15 protein-coding genes are annotated in these 18,588 nt (G+C 55.8%); 10 read left to right on the forward strand and 5 right to left on the reverse strand.

Going from position 1 to position 18,588, the window contains the following annotated elements; translation table 11 throughout:
- Positions 1 to 13 precede the first annotated feature (13 nt).
- The 10 genes from dnaA (at position 14) to J5X93_RS00050 (ending at position 13,719) form a co-directional block, all read left to right on the forward strand.
- The gene (gene dnaA / locus J5X93_RS00005; RefSeq protein WP_043214207.1) at positions 14 to 1,549 is read left to right on the forward strand and encodes a chromosomal replication initiator protein DnaA; all 1,536 of its coding nucleotides are present in this window, start codon (positions 14 to 16) and stop codon (positions 1,547 to 1,549) included.
- A gap of 40 nt (positions 1,550 to 1,589) precedes the next feature.
- Positions 1,590 to 2,693: a DNA polymerase III subunit beta gene (gene dnaN, locus J5X93_RS00010; protein WP_043214209.1), complete on the forward strand. Its 1,104-nt coding sequence runs from the start codon at positions 1,590 to 1,592 to the stop codon at positions 2,691 to 2,693.
- Positions 2,694 to 2,708: 15 nt separating this feature from the next.
- Entirely contained in the window at positions 2,709 to 3,812 is a 1,104-nt protein-coding gene (gene recF, locus J5X93_RS00015) for a DNA replication/repair protein RecF (RefSeq protein ID WP_043214211.1), read from the forward strand.
- A gap of 4 nt (positions 3,813 to 3,816) precedes the next feature.
- Complete coding sequence (gene gyrB / locus J5X93_RS00020; RefSeq protein WP_043214213.1) at positions 3,817 to 6,237, forward strand: DNA topoisomerase (ATP-hydrolyzing) subunit B; 2,421 nt, start codon at positions 3,817 to 3,819, stop codon at positions 6,235 to 6,237.
- A gap of 836 nt (positions 6,238 to 7,073) precedes the next feature.
- Complete coding sequence (locus J5X93_RS00025) at positions 7,074 to 7,712, forward strand: TnsA endonuclease N-terminal domain-containing protein (protein WP_011953077.1); 639 nt, start codon at positions 7,074 to 7,076, stop codon at positions 7,710 to 7,712.
- Positions 7,693 to 9,651, forward strand: a complete 1,959-nt coding sequence (locus tag J5X93_RS00030; protein WP_011953078.1) for a TnsB C-terminal domain-containing protein — start codon at positions 7,693 to 7,695, stop codon at positions 9,649 to 9,651. Before J5X93_RS00025 ends, J5X93_RS00030 begins: the two co-directional genes overlap by 20 nt.
- Positions 9,648 to 10,607, forward strand: coding sequence for a TniB family NTP-binding protein (locus J5X93_RS00035; RefSeq protein ID WP_010951429.1), 960 nt, complete (start codon positions 9,648 to 9,650; stop codon positions 10,605 to 10,607). Before J5X93_RS00030 ends, J5X93_RS00035 begins: the two co-directional genes overlap by 4 nt.
- A 75-nt stretch (positions 10,608 to 10,682) precedes the next feature.
- Positions 10,683 to 12,599 (forward strand): TniQ family protein, encoded by a 1,917-nt coding sequence (locus J5X93_RS00040; protein ID WP_010951430.1) that lies wholly within the window; start codon positions 10,683 to 10,685, stop codon positions 12,597 to 12,599.
- Between the two features lie 56 nt (positions 12,600 to 12,655).
- The gene (locus J5X93_RS00045; protein ID WP_010951431.1) at positions 12,656 to 13,015 is read left to right on the forward strand and encodes a histone-like nucleoid-structuring protein, MvaT/MvaU family; all 360 of its coding nucleotides are present in this window, start codon (positions 12,656 to 12,658) and stop codon (positions 13,013 to 13,015) included.
- 371 nt (positions 13,016 to 13,386) lie between these two features.
- Positions 13,387 to 13,719, forward strand: coding sequence for a DUF2790 domain-containing protein (locus J5X93_RS00050; RefSeq protein WP_011953079.1), 333 nt, complete (start codon positions 13,387 to 13,389; stop codon positions 13,717 to 13,719).
- A 97-nt stretch (positions 13,720 to 13,816) separates the two neighbouring features.
- Here J5X93_RS00050 and J5X93_RS00055 read toward each other — a convergent pair whose 3' ends face one another.
- Genes J5X93_RS00055 through J5X93_RS00075 form a run of 5 tightly spaced genes read right to left on the reverse strand, consistent with a single transcriptional unit; the run spans position 13,817 to position 18,452 of the window.
- The gene (locus J5X93_RS00055) at positions 13,817 to 14,272 is read right to left on the reverse strand and encodes a DUF411 domain-containing protein (protein WP_011953080.1); all 456 of its coding nucleotides are present in this window, start codon (positions 14,270 to 14,272) and stop codon (positions 13,817 to 13,819) included.
- Positions 14,262 to 15,041, reverse strand: coding sequence for a c-type cytochrome (locus tag J5X93_RS00060; RefSeq protein WP_011953081.1), 780 nt, complete (start codon positions 15,039 to 15,041; stop codon positions 14,262 to 14,264). Before J5X93_RS00060 ends, J5X93_RS00055 begins: the two co-directional genes overlap by 11 nt.
- Positions 15,042 to 15,050: 9 nt before the next feature.
- The gene (locus tag J5X93_RS00065) at positions 15,051 to 16,166 is read right to left on the reverse strand and encodes a copper resistance protein B (protein ID WP_011953082.1); all 1,116 of its coding nucleotides are present in this window, start codon (positions 16,164 to 16,166) and stop codon (positions 15,051 to 15,053) included.
- Positions 16,156 to 16,479, reverse strand: coding sequence for a hypothetical protein (locus J5X93_RS00070; RefSeq protein WP_012269845.1), 324 nt, complete (start codon positions 16,477 to 16,479; stop codon positions 16,156 to 16,158). The genes J5X93_RS00065 and J5X93_RS00070 overlap by 11 nt, the downstream gene beginning before the upstream one ends.
- Positions 16,480 to 16,493: 14 nt before the next feature.
- Positions 16,494 to 18,452 (reverse strand): copper resistance system multicopper oxidase, encoded by a 1,959-nt coding sequence (locus J5X93_RS00075; protein WP_012269846.1) that lies wholly within the window; start codon positions 18,450 to 18,452, stop codon positions 16,494 to 16,496.
- Positions 18,453 to 18,588: the final 136 nt, after the last annotated feature.

The following is an 18,588-nucleotide window of genomic DNA, read 5'->3' on the forward strand; positions in this document are numbered from 1 at the left end:
TCAGGGGATATCCGTGTCAGTGGAACTTTGGCAGCAGTGCGTGGAGCTTCTGCGCGATGAACTGCCTGCCCAGCAATTCAACACCTGGATCCGTCCGCTACAGGTCGAAGCCGAAGGCGACGAGTTGCGCGTCTATGCGCCCAACCGTTTCGTTCTCGATTGGGTCAACGAAAAGTACCTGGGCCGTCTGCTCGAGCTGTTGGGCGAGCGTGGCAATGGCATTGCGCCTGCCCTTTCCTTATTAATAGGTAGCCGTCGCAGTTCCGCTCCGCGTGCTGCACCCAATGCGCCTGTCAGTGCCGCGGTCGCTGCGTCAATGGCCCAGCAGACCCAAGTCCAGCAAGCCGCACAGGTCGTGCAGCCGAGCGAGCCGGTCGTTGAACCTGCGCTTGAGCTGGCACCTGCGCTCGAGATCGAAGAGCCGTCTTCGCGCGACAGTTTCGACGTGATGGGCGAGCCTGCTTCTGCGCCGGCCACCAGCACACGCACCGAGCAACGCACGGTCCAGGTCGAAGGCGCGCTCAAGCACACCAGCTACCTCAACCGTACCTTCACCTTCGAAACCTTCGTCGAGGGTAAGTCCAACCAATTGGCTCGCGCTGCGGCCTGGCAGGTGGCCGACAACCCTAAGCATGGTTACAACCCGCTGTTCCTTTATGGTGGTGTGGGCCTGGGTAAAACCCACCTCATGCACGCTGTGGGTAACCATCTGCTGAAAAAGAACCCGAATGCCAAGGTGGTGTACCTGCATTCCGAGCGTTTCGTCGCCGACATGGTCAAGGCGCTGCAGCTCAATGCAATCAACGAGTTCAAGCGCTTCTATCGCTCAGTCGACGCATTGCTGATCGACGATATCCAGTTCTTCGCCCGTAAGGAGCGTTCCCAGGAAGAGTTTTTCCACACCTTCAACGCCTTGCTCGAGGGCGGTCAGCAGGTGATTCTCACCAGTGACCGTTACCCGAAGGAAATCGAAGGCCTGGAGGAGCGCCTCAAATCGCGGTTCGGTTGGGGCCTGACGGTCGCCGTGGAGCCGCCGGAGCTCGAAACCCGCGTGGCGATTCTTATGAAGAAGGCCGACCAGGCGAAGGTCGAGCTGCCCCACGATGCAGCGTTCTTCATCGCCCAGCGCATACGCTCCAACGTGCGTGAGCTGGAAGGTGCTTTGAAACGGGTGATCGCCCACTCCCACTTCATGGGCCGGGATATCACCATCGAGCTGATTCGCGAGTCGCTCAAGGATCTGCTGGCTCTGCAAGACAAGCTTGTGAGTGTGGATAACATCCAGCGCACCGTGGCCGAGTACTACAAGATCAAGATCGCCGATCTGTTGTCCAAACGACGTTCGCGTTCGGTTGCACGCCCGCGTCAGGTTGCCATGGCGTTGTCCAAAGAACTGACCAACCACAGTTTGCCGGAGATCGGCGACATGTTTGGCGGTCGGGACCACACCACCGTGCTGCACGCCTGCCGCAAGATCAACGAACTGAAAGAATCCGATGCGGATATCCGCGAGGACTACAAGAACCTGCTGCGTACGCTGACGACCTGATGAACGTCGGTGCAGCTAATTGAAGGCAAGGGACTAGACCATGCATTTCACCATTCAACGCGAAGCCCTGTTGAAACCCCTGCAACTGGTCGCAGGCGTCGTCGAGCGCCGCCAGACCTTGCCGGTCCTGTCCAATGTGCTGTTGGTCGTGCAAGGCCAGCAACTGTCGTTGACCGGTACCGACCTGGAAGTCGAGCTGGTTGGCCGTGTGCAACTGGAAGAGCCGGCCGAGCCGGGCGAGATCACTGTCCCAGCGCGCAAGCTGATGGATATCTGCAAGAGCTTGCCGAGCGACGCTCTGATCGATATCAAGGTCGACGAGCAGAAGTTGCTGGTCAAGGCCGGGCGCAGCCGTTTTACCCTCTCGACGCTGCCGGCCAATGACTTCCCGACCGTCGAGGAAGGTCCTGGCTCGCTGACTTGCAACCTGGAACAGAGCAAGCTGCGTCGCTTGATCGAGCGCACCAGCTTCGCCATGGCTCAGCAGGACGTGCGTTACTACCTCAACGGCATGCTGTTGGAAGTGTCGACCGATACCCTCCGAGCGGTTGCCACTGACGGTCACCGTCTGGCGCTGTGCTCCATGCAAGCCGCCATTGGCCAGGCCGAACGCCACCAAGTCATCGTGCCACGCAAGGGTATTCTCGAGCTGGCGCGTCTGCTCACCGATCCGGAAGGCATGGTCAGCATCGTTCTAGGTCAGCACCATATTCGTGCGACCACCGGTGAGTTCACCTTTACTTCCAAGCTGGTAGACGGCAAGTTCCCGGACTATGAGCGTGTGCTGCCAAAAGGTGGTGACAAGCTGGTGATCGGCGATCGCCAGGCCCTGCGAGAAGCCTTCAGCCGTACTGCCATCCTTTCCAACGAGAAATACCGTGGCATTCGTCTGCAACTGGCTTCGGGCCAATTGAAGATCCAGGCGAATAACCCGGAGCAGGAAGAGGCTGAGGAAGAAATCAGCGTCGATTACAACGGCAGCTCGCTTGAGATCGGGTTCAACGTCAGCTATCTGCTCGACGTGTTGGGCGTGATGACCACGGAGCAGGTTCGCCTGATTCTGTCCGACTCCAATAGCAGCGCCCTGCTTCAGGAAGCCGGCAACGATGACTCTTCTTACGTCGTCATGCCGATGCGTCTGTAACCTGTAGCAGGCCAAATGTCACTTCGACGTATCATGGTCACCGCGGTGCGCAACTTGCACCCGGTGACCCTCTCTCCCTCCCCCCGCATCAACATCCTTTACGGCGCCAACGGCAGCGGCAAGACCAGCGTGCTCGAAGCTGTGCATCTGTTGGGGCTCGCCCGTTCCTTTCGCAGTACACGTCTGAACCCGGTCATTCAATACGAGCAGCCTACCTGCACCGTATTTGGAGAGGTTCAGCTTGTCGAAGGCGGAACGAGCAATCTGGGAATATCGCGGGATCGTCAGGGCGATTTCACTATCCGTATCGATGGGCAGAATGCGCGCAGTACAGCTCAACTCGCTGAACTACTGCCGCTGCAGCTCATCAACCCGGACAGCTTCCGCCTGCTTGAGGGTGCCCCGAAAGTGCGTCGGCAGTTTCTGGATTGGGGAGTGTTCCACGTGGAACCTCGATTCATGACTGCCTGGCAGCGCCTGCAGAAGGCGCTGCGGCAGCGGAACTCATGGTTGCGTCATGGTACACTTGACGCTGCTTCGCAAGCCGCGTGGGACCGGGAGTTATGCCTGGCCAGTGCGGAGATAGATGAATACCGTCGCAATTACATCAAGGCCTTGAAGCCTGTCTTCGAGCGAACCCTGAGTGAACTGGTTGAGCTGGACGGGTTAACCCTGAGCTACTACCGAGGCTGGGACAAGGACCGGGAACTCAACGAAGTACTCGCCTCCTCTCTTCTTCGCGATCAGCAAATCGGGCACACCCAGGCGGGGCCGCAGCGTGCTGATTTGCGTCTGCGATTGGGCGCAAACAATGCCGCTGACATTTTGTCCCGAGGTCAGCAGAAACTGGTTGTCTGCGCCTTGCGGATTGCCCAGGGCCACCTCGTCAGCCAGGCACGCCGCGGTCATTGTATTTATCTCGTGGATGACTTGCCGTCCGAACTGGATGAGCAGCATCGTCTCGCGCTATGTCGCTTGCTTGAAGAATTACACTGCCAGGTTTTTATCACCTGTGTAGATCACGAATTACTGAGGGAAGGCTGGCAGACGGAAACGCCAGTTGCTTTGTTCCACGTGGAACAAGGCCGTATCACCCAGACCCACGACCATCGGGAGTGAAGGCATGAGCGAAAATCAAACGTACGACTCCTCCAGCATCAAGGTGCTGAAAGGACTGGATGCCGTGCGCAAACGCCCCGGCATGTACATTGGCGACACCGATGATGGCAGCGGCCTGCACCACATGGTCTTCGAGGTGGTCGACAACTCGATCGACGAAGCCCTCGCGGGTCATTGCGACGACATCACTGTCATCATTCACCCGGACGAATCCATTAGTGTTCGCGACAACGGTCGCGGCATTCCTGTCGACGTGCACAAAGAAGAAGGTGTCTCGGCAGCTGAGGTCATCATGACCGTCCTCCATGCGGGCGGTAAGTTCGACGACAACTCCTATAAGGTTTCGGGCGGCCTGCACGGTGTAGGTGTTTCCGTTGTGAACGCCCTGTCCGAGAAGCTGGTACTGACCGTTCGCCGTAGTGGCAAGATCTGGGAACAGACGTACGTTCACGGTGTTCCACAGGCCCCGATGGCAGTGGTCGGTGAGAGTGAAACTACCGGTACACATATTCACTTCAAGCCTTCGGCCGAAACCTTCAAGAACATCCACTTCAGCTGGGACATCCTTGCCAAGCGTATTCGCGAACTGTCGTTCCTGAACTCGGGCGTCGGCATCCTGCTCAAGGATGAACGTACCGGCAAGGAAGAGTTCTTCAAGTATGAAGGTGGCCTGCGCGCGTTCGTCGAATACCTGAACACCAACAAGACCCCGGTCAACTCCCAGGTGTTCCACTTCAATGTTCAACGTGACGACGGTGTGGGTGTCGAAGTCGCCCTTCAGTGGAACGACAGCTTCAACGAAAACCTGCTGTGCTTCACCAACAACATTCCGCAGCGTGACGGTGGTACCCACCTGGTCGGTTTCCGCTCCTCGCTCACCCGTAGCTTGAACAACTACATCGAACAGGAAGGTCTGGCCAAGAAGAACAAGGTCGCGACCACTGGCGACGATGCCCGTGAAGGTCTGACCGCGATCATCTCGGTCAAGGTGCCGGATCCGAAGTTCAGCTCGCAGACCAAGGACAAGCTGGTTTCCTCGGAGGTGAAGACCGCCGTGGAACAGGAGATGAACAAGTACTTTGCCGACTTCCTGTTGGAAAACCCCAACGAAGCCAAGGCGGTGGTCGGCAAGATGATCGATGCTGCCCGCGCCCGTGAAGCAGCGCGCAAGGCACGTGAGATGACCCGCCGCAAAGGTGCATTGGACATCGCAGGCCTGCCAGGCAAACTCGCTGATTGCCAGGAAAAGGACCCTGCCCTTTCCGAACTGTACCTGGTGGAGGGTGACTCCGCGGGTGGCTCGGCCAAGCAAGGTCGTAACCGTCGCACCCAGGCGATCCTGCCGCTCAAGGGTAAGATCCTCAACGTCGAGAAAGCGCGTTTCGACAAGATGATCTCCTCCCAGGAAGTGGGCACCTTGATCACTGCCCTGGGCTGCGGTATTGGCCGTGAAGAGTACAACATCGACAAGCTGCGTTATCACAACATCATCATCATGACCGATGCTGACGTTGACGGTTCGCACATCCGTACCCTGCTGCTGACCTTCTTCTTCCGCCAACTGCCAGAGCTGGTCGAGCGCGGCTACATCTATATCGCCCAGCCACCGCTGTACAAGGTTAAGAAAGGCAAGCAAGAGCAGTACATCAAGGACGACGACGCCATGGAGGAGTACATGACGCAGTCGGCCCTGGAAGATGCCAGCCTGCACCTGGACGAATCGGCGCCAGCGGTTTCCGGCGTTCAGCTTGAAAGCCTGGTGAACGAATTCCGTTCCGTGATGAAAACGCTCAAGCGTCTTTCGCGTCTGTATCCTGAAGAGCTTACCGAGCACTTCATCTACCTGCCGGAAGTCACCCTGGAGCAACTGGCCAACCAAGCTGTTATGCAGACCTGGCTGGCGCAGTTCCAGGAGCGTCTGAGCAACAGCCAGAAGTCCGGCCTCACCTACCAGGCCAGCCTGCGCGAAGACAAGGAACGCAACCTCTGGCTGCCGGAAGTGGAAATCACCTCCCACGGGTTGGCCAGCTACGTCACCTTCAATCGTGACTTCTTCGGCAGCAACGACTACCGGACTGTAGTCGCCATTGGCGCCAAGCTCAGCACCCTCCTCGGCGAAGGTGCCTACGTGCAGCGGGGCGAGCGTCGCAAGGCGGTCACTGAGTTCAAGGAAGCCCTGGATTGGCTGATGAACGAAACCGCCAAGCGTCACACCATCCAGCGATACAAAGGTCTGGGTGAGATGAACCCGGATCAGCTGTGGGAGACCACTATGGACCCAACCGTACGCCGGATGCTGAAGGTAACCATCGAAGACGCGATCGCTGCCGACCAGCTGTTCAACACCTTGATGGGTGATGCAGTCGAGCCGCGCCGTGACTTCATCGAAAGCAACGCCTTGTCGGTATCGAACCTGGACTTCTGATCAGGTGTAGGTTCACAGAAAAGCTGCACGCTTTCACAAATAGATGACCGGCCGGGCTTCAACCATGGCCCCTGTCGGTCACCATCAAGCCCGCCTTCGCGGGCTTTTTTTTGCCTGGAATTCCTGCCGGGGCGCCCTACTCCGCTCATTGGAAAATGATGCAGATGGGGGGATTTGAGGAAGTGATTTGATGGGGCGCTGGAAGTGCTGAGAGGGTCGGCGGGCGGATCTGAGCAGCAGAGAGATTGAGAGGACTTTAAAACTAATATTTGAACACCTTAATAGTTAATTAAGCGTACGTGTTAAGTATTAATTTGAACAATTTAGTATGGAAATGGAATTTGGTGGAAGTTGCCATTTTGGATTTTTTGTAGATTTCGAAGGGATGTTGGAATAAGATCTATGACCAACTTTTCCGCTTTGCACTGAAGATTTTCAGCCAAATCAGCTGTTTGAAGCGAGAGCTTCAGACCTGATCCAAATTGCTCCAGCGATCACGAAGTGGCCGTTTAGAAATAAAGAGAGCAAGCCGATTGCTTTAGATTCTGATCAGTCATGAGAGTCATGACCAATGAGAGAAAAGGAGACCTGAAAATGTAGAAAAACGCGATCAATCCCGAGAGGACTGACCGCGCTTAGCGAAGCAGACTTGCGTCCTCAGAACCCGCAATGTCTGCTTTTTCGAAGCGACTGTCAATCCTCTCCCATTTTTTCGACCTTAGCGAGGTTACTCGACGGCACAGTGTTGCCTGTCGAAAGGCCTCACTTCGCCCGCCCTGCGCCTTGATTTTTTGGCGCAGCGTCGGCGCTCGTTTCGAGATTTTCGGAGGTGTTTCATGACAGTACGAAAGGTGGTCACGCGGCGGTCCAACCATTACCGCGGCTACTTCCCATCGCTCAAAAATAAAAAGCCTGTGCCCTGGGAGTCCCAGCTCGAAGGCGCTCTTTTTCGGCTTCTTGAGCTGTCTCCTGCGGTCATCGGCTACGTCCCGCAGCCCAGTGAGGAACGTGTTCCATCGCTCCAGGGCTACTTCAAATATTACCCAGACGTACAGGTTTTCCTCGCGGATGGGCGCGAGTGGTGGTTTGAAGTGAAGCCTCACGACCGACTGAAGATTGCCAGCGTCAGGCAGCGACTGGATGCCGCTGAGCGCTACTTCAACGCCACTGCCCGTAACTTTTCGGTGATCACTGAAAAGTTAATTGAAGCTGAACCCCTGGCTACCAATCTTAGAAGGCTGATGTATCACCGGCGCGGTCCAGAGCTTTCGCATCAGGCGTTGGAGGAGGTAATGGCGACCTTCAACGAATGGCCGCCTATGACCGTTGCAGATCTGCTCTACGTGGTTGGTGAGGGGAAAGCCTGGCGCTTGTTAGGCCTTGGGGTGGTGGGCATTGACCTTGATAGGTCAATTGACACTGACTCCCCGGTCTTCCTGCAAGGGGGGCACCGTCATGCAAACCTTTTCCCTTAGGGTGAAATTGGTCGTCATCGTTCGTGGCGTACTGATGGTGCTTGAGAAGAGGCTTATTGACCGGAAGCTGCTCTTTTTCGATGAGCTTGGTGAGCCCACGAAGCTATCCGAGAAGGAGTTCTATGAGGCCTACGAGAAGCGCGAGATCGAGATCTCCGCTGATCAGCCATACCTTGGGAGGGTTCCGTATGTGCGGAACGTCCCTCCAGATATTTCATGCTTCCCCAAAAAACATGGAGATGAGGCATTGCGTCGACGCAAGTATCTGGACGACCTAACTAAGCGCGGTAAATACAAGCTACCGGGTGACGAAGACATGATCAAGAAGCTTAGAGATATCGCCAAAAAGATTGGGGATGCGTGCGCACCCTCGGTTTCCACTATTCGACGTTGGGCAGCCAAATACATTGGCCAGAACGTAGTAAAGCTTATCCCTCAGCATGCCAAAAAGGGTCGGGCTGCCGCGATACAGGGAGAGCTCGAAGTTATTCTTGAAGGGGTGATTAATAAAACCTACCTGCAGGATACGATTCCAGCGGTCAGCGTGGTCGTTTCAGAATTCGAGGATCAGATAAAAGAGAGGAACAAAAGTCGTTTGCCTTCGGATCAGCTCAAGATCCCAAGCGGAATGACTGTCCGAAGGTACATCGCCAAGCTGGATCCGTACCTTGTGGATAAGGAGAGGCTCGGAAAACACGCAGCAGACAAGAAGCACCGTGTTGCGGCGGGTGTCCTACGTGTCCATGAGATTTTGGAACGTTGGGAAATTGATCACACCTTGTTGGACGTCCAGCTTGTGGATGAAACCTCGGGGCTGTGCATTGGGCGCCCCTATCTGACGATCGTCCTCGACCGCTTCTCTCGAATGGTGATGGGATATTTGCTCCACCTGTCGGCGCCAAATACGGAAACCGTGCTTCGTGTGATCGAACGCTCAATCCGTCCAAAAGCCGAATTGCTGAAGCGCTTTCCGAAAGTGAGAAATGAATGGTGGGCACGTGGGCTGCCGGCTCGAATAGTCCCAGACAACGCAGCGGAATTTCACGCGGGCGATCTCATCATGGGATTCAACGAGTTGGGTATCGAGATCATGTATCCCGCTTCAAGGGCCCCTCAAAGGAAAGGTGCCGTCGAACGCTTTTTCAGCACACAGAACCTGGGGCTTATCCACAACCTCCCGGGTACCACCTTCTCGAATATCCAGCAGCGTGGCGATTACGACTCGGAGAAGAATGCATGTTTCACGCTCCCTCAATTGGAGGCGGTGGTAGTGAAATGGATCGTCGATGGTTACCACCAGACTCCTCATCGGGGGCTGGACAACAGAACACCGGCTCAAGTCTGGGGGACTAGCGAGGCGAACCATGTCATCAGTCTTCCCGTCGACCTGGACTCGTTGGAGTGCATTCTGGCCAAGCGGGCCTCGGTGAAGGTTCACCATTACGGCATCGAGGTTGCCAAAGTGGGCTACCACTCTACGGAACTTGCTGAGCTCCGTATGCGTTTGGCAGACGGAGAAAAGGTAAACGTCCGCTATCGAGACGAAGCCGGGCACGTTTGGGTTCACGACCGCTTCAGAAACTTGTTCTTCAAAGTGCCCGCCAAAGATGAGCGAATGGCCGGTAAGAGCAGGGAGGTGTGGAAGGCTGCCGAGAAAGCGCTGCGAGAAAAATATAATGAGCAGCCTAGCTTCGAGGCTACGCACAGGTGCTACCAGGAAATTATGGAAGATGCAGACGAGGCCCGCCGTTCGCAGACGCTCAGAAAACGACGCGCAGCTGCCATAGCGAAAATCGACAAGGAGGGTCGAGTGACCGAAAGCACGCCTCCACCCAAGGTACTCGCTGAAGTGGAATGGACCGGTGACTCTATTCCTAACATTCCGCCAGCAGCCTTCAAGGTCTCGGTTCGTCGCCCTGCTGGGAGTTCTAAGCCATGAACGCCATCAATCTGTACGAATGCTACGAGCATGGTGAATACAGCTTTACGCTCCGCGATCGTTTTATTCACAGCCCTCAAGTCGAGCGAGCGTTGACGCGACTAGGCGATATCCACGGCGATAGTCGGCGTACCAGAGCAAGTAAAGGGTTGCTGATCCAAGGTCCAAGCGGAGTGGGCAAGAGCACATTGGTCAAGGAGTACATTCGGTCATTGGAGGAATTGGAGAGCCATGACCCACAGAAGCGGACAGTTCTGTTCGTCGAGATGCCTTCGTCTCCAACCAAAAAGAACCTGGCAGCAGCCATTTTGGCAGAGCTGAAGGATCCCTTCGCAGAGGCACGAGGACATTCGGCAGAGGTTAAATTTGCGCGAGTAGTCCTGCTGCTGAAGAACCTTGGCGTGGAGATGTTGGTCCTCGATGAGGCGCAGCACCTGGTCGATTATCGTCGTAATGGTGCGTATGAGGCAGCAGACTGGATCAAGAGTCTGATGAATGAAACCAGTATCGCGTTTGTTCTGATTGGGCTGAAGCGCACCGAAAATCTCCTGCTAGCAAACGAGCAACTGCGACGCAGGTTTTCGGCCACGGTGGCATACGATCGCTTCACCTTCTCCGCTAATACGTCTCTTCATTTCGTGATGTTGTTGCAGGCAATCGAGGGCGAACTGCCTGTTCAAACCATCAGTTTTGTAGAGCCAGCGATGATTAAACGCTTCTACCTGGCTTCCTATGGATTGATCGACTACCTCATCAAGATTGTGGACAGGGCTGTTTGGCTGGTTCAAGTCCAGGACCTTGTCGGGATTGAACTTCCTGTGCTGGCCCAGGCTTTTGAAGACGAGGTTTGGAGCTACGCCACCGAGGATCGAAACCCCTTCAGTGCGAGCTTCAATTTCCAGCCTCTGTTCGGGAAGCGGGAGCCGTTTGAGACGTTCGAAGAGAGCAGTACCTGACGGCCAAGGGCCGGGCTTATCGGCCCGGCTCTACTCCCCTGATTTTTATGTCTTCGATTTCATGGATGTGTAGGAATGTTTGGTCTTTTAATCAACCCACGACCACACCAAGACGAAAGTCTTTTGGGGTACCTGCAGCGCCTGGCGAAAGCCAACGGATTACCCAGAAAGGAACTGCTCACCGCCTTTGCACGAGCCGACGAGACCGATGTTGCGGACTGGCTGCAGATGATGGAAGGACCACTGAGCTGGCCTGCGGTATCTGCTGAGTTTCGTGATCCAAGGCCCAAGGGGGTCAAGTTATGGACGACTCATCACGCTCGTTACTGTCCGATCTGTTTGGGCGAAGCCGGTTATTGGAGAGAAAGCTGGGGCTTGACCCTGGTTACGACGTGTTCTGTCCACGGCACTGAACTCCACGGGCGGTGCCCCAACTGTCTGAAGGAAACCGATCCAAGCGCAATGAGTGCGAATAGTTGCCAAGCGTGTGGCACCTCATTGAGTGGGACCAATTTTGAGATCGCGCCGGCGAGTGATACGGCCGCCTGGCTCACCTCTGGCTTTGAAGATAGGTTTTACGCCGACTCGTTGCCAGCTGACGCGGGATTGGCGGCCCTCACCTACGAACAGTTTCACGAGTTGTCATCGCGTCTCGCTGTCAGAAGTTTGCCTACGGAAAGAACCCAGCCGCTGAAGGTTGCTGATTCGGGTTCGCTAGAGATATCGCGGCTTATGGCAAACGCGGCGGGCGTGGTTCTCATGAACTGGCCTCTCGCATTCAGAGAACTGCTGAGTGGCCTCAAGGCAGTCCATTCCGATAACGAACATTGGACGCTCAGCAGATCGTTCGGCCCGATATACCACGACATCCACCGTGATCTGGATGACTCTTGTTTTGACTTTCTTCGTCGAGAGTTCGAATCATTTCTGCAGCATGCGTGGGAAGCACCGTTAGCGAAGCGAAATCGCAATTTGAGTGAGGAGACGATTGAGAGACATCGTTGGGTGTCGTTCGATTCTGCTGCTGAAGCTTGTGGTCTCGGGGTATCAGTCATAAAACGCCTTCATCAGGAGGGACAAATCGCCTATCGGGAGAAGGTCCATGAAGATCGAGTCTTTACGGTCGTGGACCTGGATCATTTGAAGGCAATCTCGCAGCATCTCCAGGGCGTGGCTGATATGAAAGAAACCTCGACTTTGCTAAGCCTCTGTCGCAATCGGGTTAGGCAGCTGCTAGCTGGTGGTACCCTCCAGTTCTTTGGTGGAGAACCGCGCCCAGGCGAAAGGTGGCTGATTGACTGCCGCTCGATCAACGAATTGATTGATGAGAAGCTGCCTACCAGCTCTGACCAGAGCCTGGTGTCGATCAACTACTTGGCCAAGCATTCTCTGCCCAAGGGGGGTGGGTTGGTCGAGTTGGTTCAGGCAATACGTGCAGGTGAACTTCGCGCTTACGGCCCAGCTGAGAATGGCTCGGTTGCGGTAGGGGCGTGGTTACTCAAGCCGCAAGATTTTGCAGCGTGGCAACAAGCCCGAGCTGAGAACAAGAGTCCGGTCTTTCCCGGCCTGTCGGTAGTCAAGGCTGCTGCGCTGTTAGGCGTCAAAGAACAATGCGCATACGCGTTCGTTCGACTGGGTCTGCTATGGAGCACTGCTGTCGAACGAGGCCGGCGTACGCAATTGATGGTTAAGCCTCAAGCCATCGACAGATTCAGGCGTGGCTATATCTTGGGACCGGAGATTGCGGTGTATTTGGGGAAGTCGACCAGGGAGGCGTTCAAGCACCTTTGGGAGGCCAGGTTTCGCCCCGTTGCGGGGCCATCCATTCCAAACGCGGCTTGCCGGCAGTACGTTTGGGTAAGAAGCAAAAAGCTGATCGATTACCTCGCAAGTGAAGCCGCCCAGATCGACGATCCTGAAGCCATCACGTTTTTATCCACACCGATCGCTCAGCCTCGTGATTGCCGATTCAGGCATGTGGGATCAAGATAGTTAGCACGCTTTCTTTCTTGATTGCTAAAATCATCGAACCCATTTTGGAGAATCTTATGTCCCGTCTCGCTGAATTCCGCCTGCTCGAACAACAGCTCGCAGCCCAACTGGCGGAGCTGGAAGCGCTGAAAAATGACTCTGCCCTGAAGCAGGAAATGGAATTTGAAACGAAGCTGCGCAGTTTGCTCAACGAGTATGGCTACGGCCTGCGCCAAGTGGTGCTGATCCTCGATCCGCAAGCGGTGGCTTCCACTGATATGGCCCCAAAAACCTCTCGGAAACCACGCGAAGTGAAGGTCTACAAGAATCCACACAGCGGAGAGGTTGTTGAGACCAAGGGTGGTAATCAGCGTACGCTTAAGGCCTGGAAAAACGAGTATGGCGCTGAGGTAGTCGAGTCTTGGCTCGCCAATTGATTGCACTGCAGGCGGCTTCTGGCACGAGATGAATCGTGGTGCGCCCCGAATGCAAATTCCCATTCTGGGGCGTGACGAAATTTTCTGCGGGTGGTGGATTTAGAGAATTAAAACTGTCGCTAGAGGGTCCCGTCTTTCGCGGCCTGCAGCCATTTGGAGAGGAAACGCAAAACTGTCGCAATCACCCAAAACGCCGGTTCAGACTGATTCGCTAGAGAATTAAAACTGTCGCAGCCTGAAACGACGCGGCTTTCACGTGTATTCAGAGCCATCATTATCGATAGCCTGCTTACAAACATGTAATTCCTGGATCACTTGGATGACAGCTCCCAGTCGGTAAGCTTCACTCATGTCTTCATGGAGTAACAGAAATGAACACCGCTAAAAGCATTGCCGCCCTCATGCTCGTAATCGCCTCCTCATCCGCTTTAGCTGAAGGAGGATCTGATCGCTTACACGGAAAGATGATTCAGGCAAATGAGCAAGCAATGCGTGCCTACGCCGCTGCCAATGGAAAAAAACCACCTGAAGTGATCCATTATCGCTACGGAATGAAACTGGATGTGGCGAGAGTTATCAGTATGACTTCGCTCAAAGGTAGCTGCGACGTGATGCCGACACAGATGAATTACGAGGACTCAACAGGTGAGTTGAAAATCCTCGAATATCGCTCTGCTGGAATTAACTGTAGAGGTCAAAACTGACCGAAGGGACAGGGTAAGTCTTGGAGTAAGCTGACCACGACCAGCGCTGCAGCTGGTCGGCTGGCCGGCAGAAGCCCTTCCCCCGGGGCATCTTGCATTACGTGTCAGGATAACTGGCAACTACTTGATCGTCCCCACTCTTGGTGAGGCCGATGACTTGATAGGCGTGTTTCATGCCATCAACCTCCATACCTGGTGAGCCAGCGGGCATGCCAGGTACCGCGACGCCTGCCAGGTCGTTGCGCTTTATGAGCTCCTGCACCTGGGCTGCGGGGACGTGACCTTCCACAAACTTGCCATCGATAACCGCGGTGTGACACGAAGCCAGCCTCGGAGCTACTCCTAGCTCTTGCTTCACCGCCCTCATGTCCGTTTCAACGTGGTCGACGACCTTGAAGCCGTTTGCCTCCAAGTGCGCTATCCATTTCTTACAGCAACCGCAATTAGCGTCCCGGTGCACATCGATAGTCAGGGGCTCCGCAGCAAAGGCGGCTGAGGCGATTAGAAGTGACGCTGCGGTACTTAAACCGAGGAAGCGGCGCTTACTTGTCATGAGTGTGCTCCTTCCCGTCTTTGTGCACATGGGTTTTGGGAGTAGAACCTGTGTGGTGGTCCGAGTGCGCCTCGCCGGACTCGTGTTCACCGTGGTGCTCCGCTACTGATGAAGACTCCGAATGCGAACTGCCATGATCATGACTTTCCTCAGCCACGCCGTTTGCTGCGGAATCATCATGATTTCCATGACCTGATTTCGCACCACCGTGTTGGCCTTCATGGTTATGCATATCGCTTTCGCCACCGCCATGTTGGTGACCACCACTGGAAGCGACCATCATCTGGTACTGCTCAGCATTGAGTTGCGGTAGCTGGTCCAGGAACGCGACGATTCCCCAGATGTACTGGTCGTCCATGCTCTTACCCCAGGCTGGCATGCCTGTCGCTTTGATACCGTGCTTGATGGTCCAAAACGCAGCAGCAGGGTCACCGCTTACACCTATCTCGGTGAGGTTTGGTGGGGATGGGTATAGGGCTTGGCTGAGTTCAGTTTTCTCCACCCCTGGCGCGAGGTGGCAACCGATACACATGGCGTTGTAGTTGCCTGCCCCTGCTTGGATGAGAGCAGGATCTTTAAGGTTTGGCACCTCAATGTCGCTTGCTCGGACTTCAATCGAGCGATCCCGCGCCATGGCCAAAAACGCATGCACAGCGGGGAAGTGTGGGTCGTCCGCACCAACGTTCACGAGACCGAAGTAAGCAGCACCTAGCACTGCTGCGCTAGTAACAGCACCTGCCGCCACCAGCGTTGTAATTGTTTTTTTCATGTTGAGTTCTCAAAACCACATCCGAATACCGGCCACAAAACGAGCTTCGTCCACGTCCCCGCCTTCATCCCGAATGAAATCGGCGGTTTTGCCGTAGGAACGGCTCCAGGTGACACCTATGTATGGCGCGAACTGGCGAACAATCTCGTACCGTAACCGCAGCCCGACTTCGGTGTTTGCCAGGCCAGAGCCGACGCCGCGTTCCGGGTCGTTCTTGCCATAAAAGTTGGCCTCAGCGGTTGGCTGAAGAATTAAACGATTGGTTAGCAAGATGTCGTACTCGCCCTCCAGACGGGCAGCGGTTTGACCGTTCTCGCCGATAAAGGCGGTGGCTTCAGCTTCGAAGTCATACAGGGCCAGGCCCTGAATACCGAACGCAGCCCAGGTCTGCGGATCCTCCGGTTTGAAATCCTGCCGGACGCCGGCGACAACATCCCACCACGGGCTTACCGAGCGGCCATAGAGGAGCTGCAGCTCAGCATCTTCAGTCACACCATTGGTTCGTTCACCTTCCGAGCGAATCCAGAGCCTATTGATATCGCCGCCCACCCAGCCGGATGCATCCCAAGCAAGCGTGCTACCTTCATCGGCATCTTGGTATTCCAGTTGGTCTAGCAAGAAAAAGCTGTTGAACCCGCTGTCATCCATTTTGTGCCCGTCAAGCGGGGGGAAGGCAGCCTGCCGGTCGGCATCAGTCAGCACCGGGATTGGCGTACGGCTGGTCGGGGTCGGCGAATCAGCGTTCCCGTTTCCCATCGTGGAATGACCCATCGCGCCATGATCCATGCCTTCCATGGACCCGTGATCCATGCCTTTCATGCTTCCATGGTCCATCTTGCTGTGGTCCATCGAGGCGGGTTTCGCTTTGGGCTGGCCATGGCCCATTTTGCTGTGATCAACGGGTGCAGGTTGCGTGGGTTGCTTGCTCGCGCCCATCTGGCTGTGGTCCATGCCCGGCATCGCAGCCTGTGATGAGGCGTGGTCCATCTGCATGGCACCGTGGCCCATTGCCGAGTGGTCCATTCCGGAATGATCCATTTCAGCGGCGAAGCTGGGCGAAACGCCCAGCACACCTAAAGAAACGGCGAATGCCAGCAGCGATGGTCGTGCAACGCTATTGGCCATTTTTCCCTGCCTTAGCTTTGTCGCTGCCATGCGATTCCATCATTTTGCTGTGATCCATTCCTTCCATGGAACCATGATCCATGCCCTCCATAGAGCCATGATCCATGCCTTTCATGGAGCCGTGATCCATGCCTTCATGGTTCATGCCCTGGGCTTGCTTGCTCTTCGAGCCGTTCGATTGCGCCGCGTTGGACGACTTTTGAGAGTGCTGATCATGGTTGTCACTGGACCAGGAAGACGGGGCGTACACCGCGAGCAGGCCAACCATCGCGGCAGAGAGGAAAAAGGCGCTTCGTTTCATTGGTTTGCTCATCTCGTATCTCCAGTTCATTCGTCCACGCGGACTTCTCGGAACATGCCCATCTCCATGTGGTACATGAGGTGACAGTGATAGGCCCAGCGCCCGAGTGCATCTGCGGTTACGCGATAGCTTCGTTTCGAGCCAGGCGGCATATCGATCGTGTGTTTTCGCACCATGAAATTGCCGTCCTCATCCTCCAGGTCACTCCACATGCCGTGCAGATGGATGGGGTGAGTCATCATGGTGTCGTTGACCAAGGTAATACGCAGGCGCTCGCCGTACTTGAGCCGCAGCGGCTCTGCGTCAGAAAACTTGATCCCATCGAAGGACCAAGCGAACTTTTCCATATGCCCGGTAAGGTGCAGTTCGATTGTCCGGCCAGGTTCCCGGCCGTCAGGGTCGATGAAGGTGCTACGCAAATCCGAATACGTGAGAACCCGACGCCCGTTATCGCGAAGCCCGATCCCCGGATCGCTCAGCTTTGGCGTAGGGGTCATGGTCTGCATATCGACCAGAGGGTTGTTTGTTTCGGAGGCGGGATGGTTCTGCATGGCACCGCTGGCGGCCATATTGCTTTGGTCCATACCGGTCATGTTGCCGTGGTCCATGCCAGCCATCTTGCTATGGTCCATACCGGCCATGCTGCCGTGGTCCATGCCAGCCATCTTGCTATGGTCCATACCGGCCATGCTGCCGTGGTCCATGCCAGCCATCTTGCTATGGTCCATACCGGCCATGCTGCCGTGGTCCATGCCAGCCATCTTGCTATGGTCCATACCGGCCATGCTGCCGTGGTCCATGCCAGCCATCTTGCTGTGGTCCATACCGGCCATGCTGCCGTGATCCATGCCACCCATGCTGCCGTGGTCCATCCCCATATCACTCATGGAGATGAGAGGCCTTGGATCTACAGCCGGCACCGGTGCCTGCAGGCCCTCACGGACAGCCAAGGTACCCCTTGAATAGCCGGTGCGATCCATGGATTGAGCAAAGATGGTGTAAGCCTGCTCGTTTTCAGGCTCGACAATGACATCGTAGGTTTCAGCAACGGCAATCCGGAATTCATCGATCGACACTGGCTTAACGTACTGACCGTCGGCTGCGACAACCGTCATTTTCAAGCCGGGGATCCGCACGTCGAAATAGGTCATCGCCGAGCCATTGATAAAGCGAAGCCGGATTTTCTCCCCTGGCTTGAAGATTCCCGTCCAGTTCCCATTTGGCGCCTGGCCGTTCATGAGGTAGGTGTAGGTGTGCCCGCTCACGTCAGCGAGATCGGTTGGGCTCATCTTCATCTCGGCCCACATCTTTCGATCGGCCACAGCAGCAGACCAACCTTTCTCGCTCACGTCGTCGACGAAGTCGCCAACGGTGCGCTTGTGGAAGTTGTAATAGTCCGACTGTTTTTTGAGCTTGGACATAACCCGCGCCGGGTCTTCGTCGGTCCAATCACTCAGCATGACGACATAGTCACGATCGTAGGTGAAAGGCTCTGGATCCTTGGCATCAATCACCAGCGCACCGTAAACACCGACCTGCTCCTGGAAGCCCGAATGGCTGTGGTACCAGTAGGTGCCGTTCTGGTGGACCTTGAACTTGTACTCGTACATGCCGTCGGGAGCGATGCCATGGAAGCTTAGACCCGGCACGCCGTCCATATTCGCCGGCAGGATGATGCCGTGCCAGTGGATGGACGTGTCCTGCTTCAAGCGGTTGCGAACCCGTAGCGTGACCGTGTCGCCTTCGCGCCAACGGAGTATTGGTCCTGGCAGCGAACCGTTGATGGCCATCGCCGTTCGAGCTGCCCCGGTAATGTTCACCGGGAGCTCCCCGATGTACAGGTCAAAATCGGTGCCGGTCAGTACGTTAGGCTGGCCAGGGCTGGTTACGGCCCAGACCGGCGCGCGCCACATGCCCAGCCCACCCAGTAGTCCGGTAGCAGCCAGGCCTTTGACGAATGAACGTCTCGTGGTTTTGCTTTGCATGCCGTTGCGTCCAATCAGGTAGATCGCTGATATCCAGACTGCGGGATCCGCAGCCATCTGGTTTCAATTGAGCTCCCCCAAGCCTCGTAGACTTTCGCCAAAGCACAAGGATTGCGGGAGGCAATACCCCGAAAGC

It is taken from the genome of Pseudomonas sp. BYT-1 (assembly GCF_023611805.1).
GTDB classification, from domain to species: Bacteria; Pseudomonadota; Gammaproteobacteria; order Pseudomonadales; family Pseudomonadaceae; genus Aquipseudomonas; species Aquipseudomonas guariconensis.